This window comes from Kitasatospora gansuensis, from assembly GCF_014203705.1.
GTDB lineage: Bacteria > Actinomycetota > Actinomycetes > Streptomycetales > Streptomycetaceae > Kitasatospora > Kitasatospora gansuensis.
This window is the reverse complement of the sequence record NZ_JACHJR010000001.1, coordinates 2,014,627-2,028,298: the sequence shown is the minus strand read 5'-3', so window position 1 is coordinate 2,028,298 and position 13,672 is coordinate 2,014,627. Positions and strand designations below refer to the sequence as shown.

Sequence of the window (13,672 nt, the reverse complement as noted above, 5' to 3'; positions counted from 1 at the left end):
CCGGGTCAGCTGGTCGCGGCGGTGGTGGTCGCGGCCCAGGGCTGAAGCCTGTTGGCGAGCCGGATCTCGTCGACGATCCGGCCGATGATGGTGGTGATGCCGAAGTCCTTCGGGGTGAACACGGCGGCGACGCCGGCGGCCTTGAGGGCCTCGCCGTCCGCTGCGGGGATGATGCCACCGACGATCACGGGCACATCCTCCACCCCGGCCCGGCGGAGTCGGTGCAGGACGTCCGGCACCAGCTCGGGGTGGGCGCCGGAGAGGATCGACAGGCCGACGCAGTGCACGTCCTCGGCGACGGCGGCGGAGACGATCTGTTCGGGCGTCAGACGGATGCCCTGGTAGACCACCTCGAAGCCGGCGTCGCGGGCCCGGACGGCGATCTGCTCGGCGCCGTTCGAGTGCCCGTCCAGGCCGGGCTTGCCGACCAGCAGCCGGAGCTTGCCGGTGCCCAGCTCGGCCGCGGTGGCCGCGACCGCCTCCCGGACGGCCGCCAGCTCGCCGCCGGGCTCGGCCGCGACCGCGACCGGGGCACCGCCGACGCCGGTGGGCGCGCGGTACTCGCCGAAGACGTCCCGCAGGGCGAAGGACCACTCGCCGGTGGTCACGCCCGCCCGGGCGCAGGCGAGGGTGGCCGGCATCAGGTTGTCGGTGGTCGCGGCGGTGGCCTTGAGGGCCGCCAGGGCGGCCTGGGCGGCCGGCTCGTCCCGCTCGGCACGCCACTGCTGAAGCGCCGTCAGGACGGACTGCTCGGAGGCCGGGTCGACCACCATGATGGCGGTGTCCAGATCGGCGGTGAGCGGGCTCTCCTCGGTGGTGTCGAAGCAGTTCACCCCGACGATCTTGTCCTCGCCGGACTCGATCCTGGCCCGTCGGGCGGCGTGCGAGGCGACCAGGTTGGACTTGAGGTAGCCGGACTCGACGGCCGGGATCACCCCGCCCATCTCCAGCACCTTGGCGATCTCGGCCTGGGCGCCGGCCAGCAGCTCGGCGGTCTTGGTCTCGATCACCTCGGAGCCGTTGAAGATGTCGCCGTACTCCAGCAGGTCGGACTCGTAGGCCAGCACCTGCTGGATCCGCAGCGACCACTGCTGGTCCCACGGCCGGGGCAGGCCGAGGGCTTCGTTCCACGCGGGCAGCTGGACGGCGCGGGCGCGGGCGTCCTTGGAGAGCGTGACGGCGAGCATCTCCAGCACGATCCGCTGGACGTTGTTCTCCGGCTGAGCCTCCGTCAGGCCGAGCGAGTTGACCTGGACGCCGTAGCGGAACCGGCGCTGCTTGGGGTCCTGGATGCCGTAGCGCTCCAGCGTGACCTGCTCCCAGAGCCGGGCGAAGGCGCGCATCTTGCACATCTCCTCGACGAAGCGGACGCCCGCGTTCACGAAGAAGCTGATCCGGGCCACCACCTCGCCCATCCGCTCGGCCGGGACCTGCCCGGAGTCGCGGACCGCGTCCAGCACCGAGATCGCCGTGCACATCGCGTACGCGATCTCCTGGACCGGGGTGGCCCCGGCCTCCTGGAGGTGGTAGCTGCAGATGTTGATCGGGTTCCACTTGGGGATGTTGCCGACCGTGTAGGCGATCATGTCGGTGATCAGGCGCACCGAGGGGCCGGGCGGGAAGACGTGCGTCCCGCGCGAGAGGTACTCCTTGACGATGTCGTTCTGGGTGGTGCCGGTGAGCTTGGCGACGTCGGCGCCCTGCTCCTCGGCGACCACCTGGTAGAGCGCCAGCAGCCACATCGCGGTGGCGTTGATGGTCATCGAGGTGTTGGTGCGCTCGACCGGGATGCCATCGAACAGCGTCCGCATGTCGCCGACGTGGCCGACCGGCACCCCGACCCGGCCGACCTCGCCGCGGGCCAGGATGTGGTCCGAGTCGTAGCCGGTCTGGGTGGGCAGGTCGAAGGCGACCGAGAGACCGGTCTGACCCTTCGCCAGGTTCTTCCGGTAGAGCGCGTTGGAGTCACTCGCGGTCGAGTGGCCCGCGTACGTCCGCATCAGCCACGGACGGTCCCGGTCGGCGGCCATCAGATGTTCCGGAAGCGGTTAATGGCGGGCAGGTGCTGCTCGCGGAGCTCCTGGTTGCGGACGCCGAGGCCCTCCTGCGGGGCCAGGCAGAGCACGCCGACCTTGCCCTGGTGCTTGTTGTGGTGCACGTCGAGGGCGGCCTGCCCGGTCTGCTCCAGGGTGTAGACCTTGGACAGGGTCGGGTGGATCTTGCCCTTGGCGACCAGCCGGTTGGCCTCGAACGCCTCGCGGTAGTTGGCGAAGTGCGAGCCGACGATCCGCTTCAGCGACATCCACAGGTAGCGGTTGTCGTACTGGTGCATGAAGCCCGAGGTGGAGGCGCAGGTGACGATCGTGCCGCCCTTGCGGGTGACGTAGACCGAGGCACCGAAGGTCTCCCGGCCGGGGTGCTCGAAGACGATGTCCACGTCCTCGCCGCCGGTGAACTCGCGGATCTTCGAGCCCAGGCGCTTCCACTCACGCGGGTCCTGGTTGTGCTCGTCCTTCCAGAACTTGTAGCCCTCGGCGGACCGGTCGATGATCGCCTCGGCGCCCATGGCACGGCAGATCTCGGCCTTGGCGTCGTTGGAGACCACGCAGATCGGGGTGGCGCCGCCGGCCAGCGCGTACTGGGTGGCGTACGAGCCGAGGCCGCCGCTGGCGCCCCAGATCAGCACGTTGTCGCCCTGCTTCATGCCCGCGCCGTTCCGCGAGACGAGCTGGCGGTAGGCGGTGGAGTTGACCAGGCCGGGGGAGGCGGCCTCCTCCCAGGTGAGGTGCTTCGGCTTGGGCAGCAGCTGGTTGGTCTTCACCAGGGCCAGCTGGGCCAGGCCGCCGAAGTTGGTCTCGAAGCCCCAGATGCGCTGCTCCGGGTCCATCATCGTGTCGTTGTGGCCGTCCGGGGACTCCAGCTCGACCGAGAGGCAGTGCGCGACGACCTCGTCGCCCGGCTTCCAGGCGTTGACTCCGGCGCCGGTGCGCAGCACCACGCCCGCCAGGTCGGAGCCGAGGACGTGGTACGGCAGGTCGTGACGCTTCGTCAGCGGCGAGAGTCGGCCGTACCGCTCCAGGAAGCCGAAGGTGGAGACCGGCTCGAAGAGCGAGCTCCACACGGTGTTGTAGTTGACCGAGCTGGCCATCACCGCGACCAGGGCCTCGCCCGGGCCGAGCTCGGGCAGGGCGACGTCGTCGAGGTGCAGGGACTGGCGCGGGTCCTTGTCGCGGCTGTCCAGGCCGGCGAACATCTGCTCCTCGTCCTTGTGGAGCGTCACCGCCCGGTAGGACTCCGGCAGCTTGAGCCCGGCGAAGTCCGCCGGGGTGCTGTCGGTGCTGAGGATCGCGTCGAGGATTTCCTTCATGGCTGCCTCCGAAGGCGTACCTGTGTGAGGGCGCACAGGGCGTCTGGGGGAGCCGGGAGCGGACACCGGCTTCGCTGGATCGGTCTGGGGATGGGAAGTCAAGGATGGCTGCGACGGGTGGTGGTGTCGCATCCGGACACGGCGCGCCGAGGTGGGGAGCCGCGGCGCCGCGACTGGTGAGGAACAAGGTAGTGGCACCCTGTGCCACTCGTAAAGACACCGGGTGCCATCAATTCGAGTGAACCCGACCACCGTTCGACCGGAGCCCGGGCGACGCAAGGAGGGCCCGCTCCGGAAAACCGGAACGGGCCCTCGAAAACTGCTCTGACCTGCGTAAACCTCAGCCTGCGGCGGAAGTCAGCGCGGCCCTGATCCGGTCCACCACCTGCTCCAGCGGAGCGTCCGTCCGGGTCACTGTGATGAGTACCTCACCCCCGGGGCTGGCACTCAGTGCGCTCACCGCGGCGGCCTCCATCGAGGAGTCGGGTGTCACAGTGGCACCGGGTGCCACTGCCGTACCGCGCCGTCGCACCCCGTTCGGAGCAGTGGCCCAGAACGTCCCGCGGATGACGTCGAAGGAGTGATCCAGCTGCGCCTCCACGTCGCCCAGGCCGCCGGCCCGCAGCCAGCGTCGCAGCACGTGGTTGTGGGCCGCCACCACCGCCGCCGCCGAGACCTCGGCCAGCATCGAGTCGTCGTCCCCGCCGCGCTGCCAGCCCGGCGGGATCTCCTCGGCCGCGTCGAAGCGGCCCAGCAGGTAGCGGGTGAACAACCGCTCGTACCGGGAGACCACCGCGATCTCCCGCTCGCGCAGCGCGCCGACCTGACGGATCAACTGGTACCTGGCCACCGAGACGCCCGGGGTGGAGGCGTACATCCGGAGCACCTCCTTGATGCCGCGGCAGACCACGTCGAGCGGGTGCTCCTCGGTGTCGGCGCTGGCCAGCAGGTCGGCCACCCGGACCAGGGTGTCGTCGTGGTCCGGGAAGATCGCCTCCTCCTTGGACCTGAAGTACCGGAAGAAGGTCCGCCGGGCCACCCCGGCGGCGGCCGCGATCTGGTCGACCGTGGTCTCCTCGTACCCCTGGGTGGCGAACAGCTCCATCGCGGCCGAGGCGAGATCCTGCCGCATCTGCTGTCGCTGGGCGGCCGCCCTGCGGTTGCCGGCCCCGGCCTCGGTGGCCGGCCGGACGCCCTCCGGACGCTCCGGGGCTGACTGTTCGGATGACTGTTCCCGGTCCATGGCCGGAACGCTACACGTACCGGGTGGCGGGCCAACGGGCTTTGTCCGGCGCAGCGGCGGCACCGGGGCGGCCACCACCGGGCGGGGCCAGCGTCCGGCCACCGAACCCGGCCCCCAGGCGGGCCGCACCGCCCGTCCGCCGACCGGGTGCTGACTGCCCGGCAGTCCGCCGGGAGGTGGCGCCTGGCCGGTCATCGGCGGGCGTGGTCGCGGAATCCGCGACCCGTCTTGCGGCCCAGGCAGCCGGCCGCGACGAGGTGCTCCAGCAGCGGTGCGGCGGCCAGGCCCGGCTCGCGGAACTCCTGGTGCAGCACCTTCTCGATGGTCAGCGAGACGTCCAGGCCGACCACGTCCAGCAGCTCGAACGGACCCATCGGGTAGCCGCAGCCGAGCTTCATCGCGGTGTCGATGTCGTCCACCGTCGCGTAGTGCTCCTGGAGCATCCGGACCGCGTCGTTCAGGTACGGGAAGAGCAGGGCGTTCACGATGAAGCCGGCCCGGTCGCCGCACTCCACGGCGTGCTTCTTCACCGTGCCGCAGAGCGCCAGCACGGTGCTGGTGACGTCCGGCGCGGTCAGCACGGTGGAGACCACCTCGACCAGCTTCATCGCCGGGGCCGGGTTGAAGAAGTGCATGCCGATCACGTCCTGCGGCCGCGAGGTGGCGGTCGCGCAGCTGATCACCGGCAGGCTGGAGGTGGTGGTGGCGAGCACCGCGCCGGGCTTGCAGATCTTGTCCAGGGTGGCGAACAGCTCGCGCTTGACCGCCAGGTCCTCGGCCACCGCCTCGACCACCAGGTCGACCTCGGCCAGCTCGGCGTACCGGCCGCTCGGGGTGACCAGGGCCAGCGCGGCGTCGCGCTGCTCGGCGGTCAGCCGGCCCTTGGCCACCGAGCGCTCCAGCGAACGGGCCAGCTGGGCCTTGGCCTTGTCGGCCTTCTCCTGGCTGCGGGCGGTCAGGATCACCTGGTACCCGGCCTTGGCGAACACCTCGACGATGCCGGTGGCCATCGTGCCCGAGCCGCAGACGCCGATGCTGCGCACCTCGCGCCCGGCCACCCGGCCGACCGTCTCGGCACCCGGCTCGGCGACCACCCGGGACGAGCCCGGTGCCTGGTAGGTGTAGAAGCCGCGCCCGCTCTTCCGCCCGAGCAGCCCGGCCGCGACCAGCTGACCGAGGATCGGGGCGGGGGCGTGCAGCCGGTCCTTGGACTGCTCGTACATCGCCTCCAGCACCGTCCGCGCGGTGTCCACGCCGATCAGGTCGAGCAGCGCCAGCGGGCCCATCGGTAGACCGCAGCCGAGCCGCATCGCGGCGTCGATGTCCTCCCGGGTGGCGTACTTGGACTCGAACATCGCGGCGGCCTGGTTGAGGTAGGCGAACAGCAGCCCGTTCACCACGAACCCGGCCCGGTCACCGGCCGCGACCGGCTCCTTGCCGAGCTCGCGGGCGAAGTCGGCGGCCTGCTCGGCGACCTGAGGGGTGGTCAGCACGGTGCGCACCACCTCGACCAGCTTCATGGTGTGCACCGGGTTGAAGAAGTGCAGGCCGAGCACCCGCTCCGGGCGGGCGGTGGCGGCGGCGATCCGGGTCACCGAGAGCGCGGTGGTACCGGTCGCCAGCACCGTGTCGGGCGGGCAGATCCGGTCCAGCTCGGCGAAGATCTCCCGCTTGAGCTCCAGCTGCTCGGGGACCTCCTCGATCACCAGGTCGGCGATCGCGGCCGCGTCCAGCTGGTCGCCGACCGAGATCAGGCCCAGCAGCGCGGTGCGCTCCTCGGCGGTCAGCCGCTCCCGGCGGACCGCGGCGGCGGTGCTCTCCTCGATCCGGGCCAGCGAGCGGGCCGCGCTGTCGGGGTTGGCCTCGATGCCGATCACCCGGCGCCCGCTGTGCGCGACGGCGACGGCGATGCCGGCGCCCATGGTGCCGAGTCCGACGACCGCGACGGTGGGGAAGGGACGCTCCATGGTCCTGACTCCTTGTCATGGGGCCCCGCGCCGCCCGTCCACGGCCGGGCGCACCCGCTCGTCGTCGAGCGGCGGCCGTCAGGGCGGGGAGGAGGGTACGGCGGAGCGGGGAGAGGGTGATGACGGTTGCGGCGGGCACGCGGCAGGCCGGTCCGCTCCGGCTCTGCTGCGGCTGTGCCGTGGTACTCAGGCGCACTGAGAGATGTCGCTGTGCATCGCGCTGAAGTCCCGTACCGCGTCCGGAAGGCGTGCGATCGCACGTCGGACGGCGGCCCCGCCAGTGCGGCTCCCGAAGCCCGGCGGTGGTGCGTGCGGTCACTGTAGCGAAGTTACTTCGAGGTAGGAAGAGTCCCGGGGAAAGCCGACGGCCCCCGCTCCTGGAGGGGAGCGGGGGCCGTCGGGCCGTACGGAGGGATCAGTGCACCAGCACCGGGACGGCGTCCTCGGAGCCGGCGACCGCACCCTGGTGGGCGTCCGGGCGACCGGTGTTGATCAGGACCGCCGCGATCGCGGCGGCCAGCAGCATGATGCCGAAGGACCACCAGATGGCGACCTGGGTGCTGTGCACCATGGCGTTCAGGTGGAGCAGCTGCGGGCTGGTGGCGCCGGCCGCGTGCGAGGCGACGTACGCGGTGCCGGCACTGGCCGCGATGGTGTTCAGCAGCGCGGTGCCGATCGCGCCGCCGACCTGCTGCGAGGTGTTCACCATGGCCGAGGCGACGCCCGCGTCCCGCGGCTCGACGCCGTAGGTGGCCAGGCTCATCGCGGGCATGAACGCGGTGCCCATGCCGAGGCCCATCAGGATCAGACCGGGCAGGATCACCGCCGGGTAGGAGGTGTCGGTGCCGATCTGGGTGAAGATCAGCAGGCCCAGGGCCGCGGTCACGAAGCCGGGAGCCATCAGCTTGCGCGGGGCGACCCGGGTCATCAGCCGGGTGCCGATCTGGGTGGAGCCGATGATCATGCCCGCCACCATCGGCAGGAAGGCGACGCCGGTTTTCACCGGGCTGTAGCCCAGCACCACCTGCAGGTAGTAGGTGAGGAAGAGGAACAGCCCGAACATCCCGATGATCGCGACACCGAGCGAGAGGTACACGCCACCGCGGTTGCGCTCCAGCAGGACGCGCAGCGGCAGCAGCGGGGCCTTCACCTTCGACTCGACCAGGACGAAGAGCGCCAGCAGCACGGCGGAGGCGACGAACAGGCTGATGGTGACGCCCGAGGCCCAGCCGTCCTCGTTGGCCCGGGTGAAGCCGTAGACCAGCGCGACCAGACCGGTGGTGACCAGCAGCACGCCGGGGATGTCCAGCTTGTTGCGGTTGCGGCCCTCGGCGGGCTCACGGATCACCATGACGGCGCCGATCGCGGCGACCACCGCGAACGGGATGTTGACGAAGAAGGTCCAGCGCCAGTTCAGGTACTCGGTGAGCAGGCCGCCGAGAATCAGACCGATGGCGCCACCGCCACCGGCGATCGCACCGTAGATGCCGAACGCCTTGGCCCGCTCCTGGCCGGTGGTGAACATCACCGCGAGCAGCGAGAGGGCGGCCGGGGCGAGCAGCGCGCCGAACACACCCTGCAGGGCGCGGGCGCCGAGCAGCATGCCGGTGTTGGCGGCCGCGCCGCCCAGGGCGGAGGCCAGCGCGAAGCCGACCAGGCCGACGATGAAGGTGCGACGACGGCCCCAGAGGTCGGCGATCCGGCCGCCGAACAGGAGCAGGCTGCCGAAGGCGAGCGCGTAGGCCGTGATGACCCACTGGCGGTTGCCGTCGGAGATGCCCAGGTCGGCCTGGGCGGAGGGCAGGGCGATGTTCACGATGGTGGCGTCGAGGACGACCATCAGCTGCGCGAGGCCGATGAAGCCGAGCGCCTTCCAGCGGCGTGGATCGGGCGGTGCGACGGTTCCGGACATGGAGGTACCCACTTAGGTGCGAGGTTCTGTGCGAGCTGTACAAGCTGTGCGTGCTGGGACGCGCCGGACGGCTGGGGCGGCGCGGAAGTCGATGAGGTGTCAGGTGCGGAGCTGGTGCGGCGTCAGGTGCGCTGCCCGGCGAGGCGTCGGGAACGCGTCAGGTGGATCGGCGGAGGTCCTCCATGGTCACGGCGCGACCTGGCAGCTCGGAGCGGGCCGGGGCCCGCATCCCGTCGAGCAGGATCTGGAGGTGGCGGTGGACGAAGCCGTCCACCGACATGCAGTCGCTGCCGGGCAGCGGCCGGGTGATCTGCGCGACGGTGGCGAGGTAGTCGCCGGGGCCGACGTCGGCGCGGAACAGCCCGGCCTGCTGGGCCCGGGTGACCAGCTCGACCACGGTGTCCTTCAGCTGCTCACCCGCCTGCTCCAGCTCGGGGTCGCCTGGGTCGCCGTGCTGCGAGATCAACGGGCAGAGCGCGCTGATCCGCTCGTCGGCGGCCGCGTGCGTGAAGCGGGTGACCGCCGCGAACGCGTCCGGCTCCTCGGCCATCGCGGCCCGGGCGTGACCGGTCATCTTGTGCATCACCGAGAGGGCGACGTGGTGGATCAGGTCGCGCCGGTCGGCGAAGTTGCGGTAGACCGTCGCGTTGCCGACGCCGGCCCGGCGGGCGATCTCGTCGAGCGGGACGTCCGGCCCCTGCTCGACGAAGGCCTCCCGGGCGGCCTCGATGATGCGCGCCCGATTGCGCGAGGCGTCGGCCCGTAGGCGTGGCGCGGTCGCCTTCTCGGCGGCGGTGACAGTCATGGTCCAACTCCCCTCGGGCCCCCGTACCGGGGACTGGTTCCCCGGATAACTCGAACATAGCGTCAAACGGGGAGACTGCCCCCGGATATTTCGGCGGAGAGTGTGACCTGTGTCACATCGGAAAACCTCTGGGTTGACAGGACCGCCACCGGTTAGGGTGAGCGCCGCGGGGGCGGCTCCGCGGCGTGCTTCCTTCTCACTCACTCTCAATGAACCCGAGTGCGCCCATTCTCCGCCCCTGCACTGACATCTCCGCCCGGGGCAACGCCCCGTGAGGCGTCCCGAGGGGGAAGAAGCCACCGCGATGAGCCGCGATCTCGACACACTCCTGCTGCACCGCCAGGGCCTGGTCGCCGTCCCGACCCGCCCCGGCGCCGAACCGGACCGGCGCAGCCGGGACGGGCTGGCCGTGCTGGAGTCCGACCTCGCCCTCCGCGGCTACCGGCTCACCGCCCCGCTGTACGCCGCACTCGCCCGGCAGAGCCCGGTCTCGCTCAAGCAGACCGGCACCGACCTGCTCCGCCGGATCGACCTGCTGACCGGCAACGAGCGCCCGCACCGGCCGCTGTTCCGGGGTTTCCCCGACCACGTGTCGGACGACGCGCACGGGCTCCTCTCGGCCCGGATGCGCGCCTACCTGCACAACCAGGCCGATCTGGCCTGCAGTTGGTGCGAGCTCGAGTCCTCGGTGGAGGTGCTCGCGCCGTGCGGGCACCTGGTCTGCGGGGACTGCCAGGACGGCACGTACTGCCCGCTCTGCGGCACGAAGCTGACCGCCGCCCGGGCGCGGCTCGCAGTCCGGCTGCCCTTCACCGCCCGTGCCCCGCAGGCCACTCGCGACATCCCGGCCGGTGCGGTGCTGCGCTTCCTTCGGCTGGCCGTCGATCCGGCCGAAGCCGCCTCGGTGGAGCTGGGCCGGCTGCTCGCCCGGCAGCTCCCGCTCAGCCCGCAGGATCGTGAGGACCTCGCCGTCCTGCTCGACAACGCGCCTGCCGATCCCGGTAGTTGGCTGCCCGAGGCGATCCCGGTCCGGGAGACCAAGGCCACCGTGCTGGCCGAACTCCTGCACCGCGACCTGCCCGGCACCCTGCCCGAGCTGGCCGCCCGCCTCGGCACCGCCACCGACGTGCTGCGGCTGCTCTGGGCCTGGTCCGGCGCCGAGCCCGACCTGCTGGCCGACAAGCCGCCGCGGCTGCGGGGCGTCCCGCGCCCGCTCCGTCGGGCCCTGCTCGCCGCCCTGGACGCACTGCCGCTCGCCGGAGCGGCCGAGGACATGCTGCGCCACCGCGCCGCCTGGCAGCGCGCGGGCGAGGCGCTGCACCCGTACGAGTACCACCGCCGGTTCCCGAACGCGGCCGCCGCCTTCGCGGTGGTCCGGGGCACCGACCTGCTCCAACACCCGCTGGGTGACGCCCTGTTGACCGCCTCGCTGCCCACCGCGGGCACCGCCGGCGGGCGGAACCGACTGACCGTCACCACCTTCGCCTCCCGGGTCGAGGCCGCGCTCGCCACCGGCGACGTACCCGGCGCCCTCGCCCTGCTGAGCCACCGCCCCGGCGAACTGGCCCGGCGACTGCACCACCTGCTCCGCACCCACCACCGCTGGGCCCCCGACGCGCCCTGCCCGCCCGAGCTGCTCGCCACCCTCCCGGAGGTCCTGCGCAAGGTCGCCCCCGGGCCGCTGCTCGGCGCGTACGGCCGGCTGCGCGCGCCCCGCCCGGACAACGAGCGCCGGCTGTACTTCCCGCGCGGCCACACCGCGCACTCGCACGCCCGTACCGACTGGGGCGCCGCGCTGCCCGCGCGGCTCAGCTCGCCGGTCTGCGCGCTGATCGAGGCCGAGCTGCTGCGCCGGGCGGCCGGTCACGGGCGGTTCGATCTCGCCGTGCTGGACGAGGAGTTGACCGGTCTGACCGCTCCGGCCGCGGAGCGGGCCAGCGCCCGTTCGCTGGTCGCGATGCCGCGCGGCAGCGTGCTGCCGCTGCCGGACGGTGGTCGGCTGCGGCTCTTCCTGTACTGGCTCCAGCCCAAGGGCGTCCGGGTCGACCTCGACCTCTCGGTGGCGTTCTACGACGCGGACTGGGCGCTCACCGGCCTGTGTGACTACACCAAGCTGGTGCACGGCGCCCGGACGGCGGTCCACTCCGGCGACTTCACCTCGGCGCCGAACGGCGCGACCGAGTTCGTCGACCTCGACCTGGCCGGGCTGGCCGGCGCCGGCGCCCGGTACGCCGTGGTCGTGGTGTTCAGCTTCAACGACATCGCCTTCGATGAACTCCCGGACGCCTACACCGGTTTCATGAGCCTGGGCGAGCCCGGCCGGTCGGCGGGCCCGCTCGACCCCAAGCACGTCACCCAGCGGCTCGACCTGGCGGGCGCCGCCAAGGTGGCCGTCCCGATGATCATCGACCTGGCCGAACGCCAGTGGACCTGGACCGACCTCAACCTCGGCGGCACCGGCGGCGTCCACGACGTCCGCCGCCACTCCGGCCGCCTCGGCGTGCTCGCCTCCGACGTCCTGCACCACTTCACCCCCGGCAGCCGGGCCACCCTCGCCGACCTGGCCCTCGCCACCGCGGCCGCCACCACCGACCAGGTCCTGATCCGCTCCGGCGCCACCGTAGCCACCTACCACCGCGCCCCGGACGAGCCCGTCGCCGCCTTCGCCACCCGCATCCGCGACCGCCACCACCCCAACCACACCGGCCCGTTCGACCCCACCACCCTCACCGACCGCCACGCCTTCCTGGCCCTCCTGAACGCCGACCTCCCCACCACTCCCTCCCTCACCGGCACCCTCTACCGCCTCTACCCGGGCACCCTCGACGCCACCCTTGGTCTCGACCGCCTCACCGCCGCCGACCTGGTCAGCCGCTTCGGGCCGGAGGCGTAGGAGGACCCCGGGCCGACCGGTGCCGAACTCCCGCCACCACTCGGCTGGTTCCGTACGCGTAGCCACACGCACGGGTGGCCGGCTGCCGCCGGACGGGTGACAGGGCGTTCCCCCGCGGACCCGGGATGGGTGAGCATGGCGGTATGAACAGCGCCCCGTCCCGCGCCGAGCGGGCTGCCCAGGCCAGGCTGGCCGCTGCCCGGCTGACCGGTGAAGGTGTCGACGGGGTGGCGACCAGTTGGGTCGACAATGCCGGGATCAGCCGGGTGAAGACCTTCCCGGTACGGCAGTTGGAGCACGCGGCCGAGTGGGGCGTGGGTGCGGCGCCGTGCTTCGACGTGTTCCTGCTGGACGACTCGATGACCAGCAGCGCGTTCAGCCAGGGCCCGGACGGGGACCTCCGGCTGATCCCGGACCTGGACCGGCTGGTCCCGCTGGCCGCCCAGCCCGGCTGGGCGTGGGCCCCGGCGGACCGGTACGCGCAGGACGGCACGCCGCACCCGGGCTGCCAACGCCGGTTCGCCCGGCGGATGGTGGCGGCGGCCGGGCGGCGCGGCCTCACCGTGCAGGCCGGGATCGAGGTCGAGTGGGTGCTCACCGACGCCACCGGGGCCCCGGCCACCACCGCGCCCGCGTACGGGCTGCACCGGTTCGCCGACCTCTCCGACTATCTGCGGGACGTGCTCCGCGCGCTGACGGAGCAGCAGTTGACGGTGCTTCAGCTGCACCCCGAGTACGCACCGGGCCAGTTCGAGGTCTCGGTCGCGCCGGAGGGCCCGGTCGGCGCGGCCGACACCACCGTGCTGGTCCGCCACACCATCCGGGCGGTGTCGGCCCGGCACGGCCTGCGGGCCACCTTCGCCCCCGCGCTCACCCCCGACGGGGTCGGCAACGGCGGCCACCTGCACTTCAGCCTCTGGCGCGACGGCCAGAACCTCGGCCACGGCGGCCCCGGCCCGCACGGCCTGCACCCGGAGGCCGAGCACTTCCTGGCCGGCGTACTGGAGCACCTGCCCGCGCTGCTCGCCCTCGGCGCACCGAGCGTCGCCAGCTACCTGCGGCTGCAACCCGGCCGCTGGTCGGGCCCGTTCCGCTGCTGGGGCCTGGAGAACCGGGAGGCCGCCCTCCGGCTGATCAAGGGCTCCACCGCCGGGCAGGCCAACGCCGAGGTCAAGTGCTTCGACGCCACCGCCAACCCCTACCTGATGATCGGCGGAGTGCTCGCCGCCGGACTCGACGGCCTGGACACCGGAAAGCCCCTCCCCGGCGAGGTGAACGGCGATCCGGCCGCCCTCGGCACCGTCGAACGGCTGCCCGCGGCCCTCGCCGAGACGCTGGCCGCCTTCGAACCGTCTGTGCTGCTCCGTGAAGCCCTCGGCGCCCAACTCCACGCCGCCGTCCTCGCCGTCCGCCAGGGCGAGGTCGAACTCCTCGCCGACCGCACCCCCGAACAGATCATCGCGGCGACGGTCGACAGGTACTGAG

The 13,672-nt window shown here is 72.3% G+C and carries 8 protein-coding genes; 2 read left to right on the top strand and 6 right to left on the bottom strand.

Annotated features, from left to right (window positions below):
• Window positions 1-5 precede the first annotated feature (5 nt).
• The 6 genes from F4556_RS08920 to F4556_RS08895 form a co-directional block, all read right to left on the bottom strand.
• A complete protein-coding gene (locus F4556_RS08920) occupies window positions 6-2,030 on the bottom strand; it encodes an ethylmalonyl-CoA mutase (RefSeq protein ID WP_184913182.1) in 2,025 nt (674 codons plus the stop codon).
• Window positions 2,030-3,367 (bottom strand): crotonyl-CoA carboxylase/reductase, encoded by a 1,338-nt coding sequence (ccrA, locus tag F4556_RS08915; protein WP_184913180.1) that lies wholly within the window; start codon window positions 3,365-3,367, stop codon window positions 2,030-2,032. The genes F4556_RS08920 and ccrA overlap by 1 nt, the downstream gene beginning before the upstream one ends.
• Before the next feature lie 340 nt (window positions 3,368-3,707).
• Entirely contained in the window at window positions 3,708-4,610 is a 903-nt protein-coding gene (locus F4556_RS08910; protein ID WP_184913178.1) for a TetR family transcriptional regulator, read from the bottom strand.
• Window positions 4,611-4,801: 191 nt separating this feature from the next.
• Window positions 4,802-6,577 (bottom strand): 3-hydroxyacyl-CoA dehydrogenase family protein, encoded by a 1,776-nt coding sequence (locus tag F4556_RS08905; RefSeq protein WP_184913176.1) that lies wholly within the window; start codon window positions 6,575-6,577, stop codon window positions 4,802-4,804.
• A gap of 415 nt (window positions 6,578-6,992) precedes the next feature.
• The gene (locus tag F4556_RS08900) at window positions 6,993-8,489 is read right to left on the bottom strand and encodes an MFS transporter (RefSeq protein WP_184913174.1); all 1,497 of its coding nucleotides are present in this window, start codon (window positions 8,487-8,489) and stop codon (window positions 6,993-6,995) included.
• 157 nt (window positions 8,490-8,646) lie between these two features.
• A complete protein-coding gene (locus F4556_RS08895) occupies window positions 8,647-9,294 on the bottom strand; it encodes a TetR/AcrR family transcriptional regulator (protein ID WP_184913172.1) in 648 nt (215 codons plus the stop codon).
• A 304-nt stretch (window positions 9,295-9,598) separates the two neighbouring features.
• Between F4556_RS08895 and F4556_RS08890 the strand changes: the two genes are divergently transcribed.
• Window positions 9,599-12,187, top strand: coding sequence for an MXAN_6230/SCO0854 family RING domain-containing protein (locus F4556_RS08890; RefSeq protein ID WP_184913170.1), 2,589 nt, complete (start codon window positions 9,599-9,601; stop codon window positions 12,185-12,187).
• A 143-nt stretch (window positions 12,188-12,330) separates the two neighbouring features.
• Window positions 12,331-13,671: a type I glutamate--ammonia ligase gene (locus F4556_RS08885; protein ID WP_184913169.1), complete on the top strand. Its 1,341-nt coding sequence runs from the start codon at window positions 12,331-12,333 to the stop codon at window positions 13,669-13,671.
• The last annotated feature ends 1 nt before the right edge of the window (window position 13,672 follow it).

Bases quoted from the DNA above. Each gene is read 5' to 3' on its own strand.
- F4556_RS08920 (WP_184913182.1), bottom strand. From the start codon at position 2,030: ATGGCCGCCGACCGGGACCGTCCGTGGCTGATGCGGACGTACGCGGGC.
- ccrA (WP_184913180.1), bottom strand. From the start codon at position 3,367: ATGAAGGAAATCCTCGACGCGATCCTCAGCACCGACAGCACCCCGGCG.
- F4556_RS08910 (WP_184913178.1), bottom strand. From the start codon at position 4,610: ATGGACCGGGAACAGTCATCCGAACAGTCAGCCCCGGAGCGTCCGGAG.
- F4556_RS08905 (WP_184913176.1), bottom strand. From the start codon at position 6,577: ATGGAGCGTCCCTTCCCCACCGTCGCGGTCGTCGGACTCGGCACCATG.
- F4556_RS08900 (WP_184913174.1), bottom strand. From the start codon at position 8,489: ATGTCCGGAACCGTCGCACCGCCCGATCCACGCCGCTGGAAGGCGCTC.
- F4556_RS08895 (WP_184913172.1), bottom strand. From the start codon at position 9,294: ATGACTGTCACCGCCGCCGAGAAGGCGACCGCGCCACGCCTACGGGCC.
- F4556_RS08890 (WP_184913170.1), top strand. From the start codon at position 9,599: ATGAGCCGCGATCTCGACACACTCCTGCTGCACCGCCAGGGCCTGGTC.
- F4556_RS08885 (WP_184913169.1), top strand. From the start codon at position 12,331: ATGAACAGCGCCCCGTCCCGCGCCGAGCGGGCTGCCCAGGCCAGGCTG.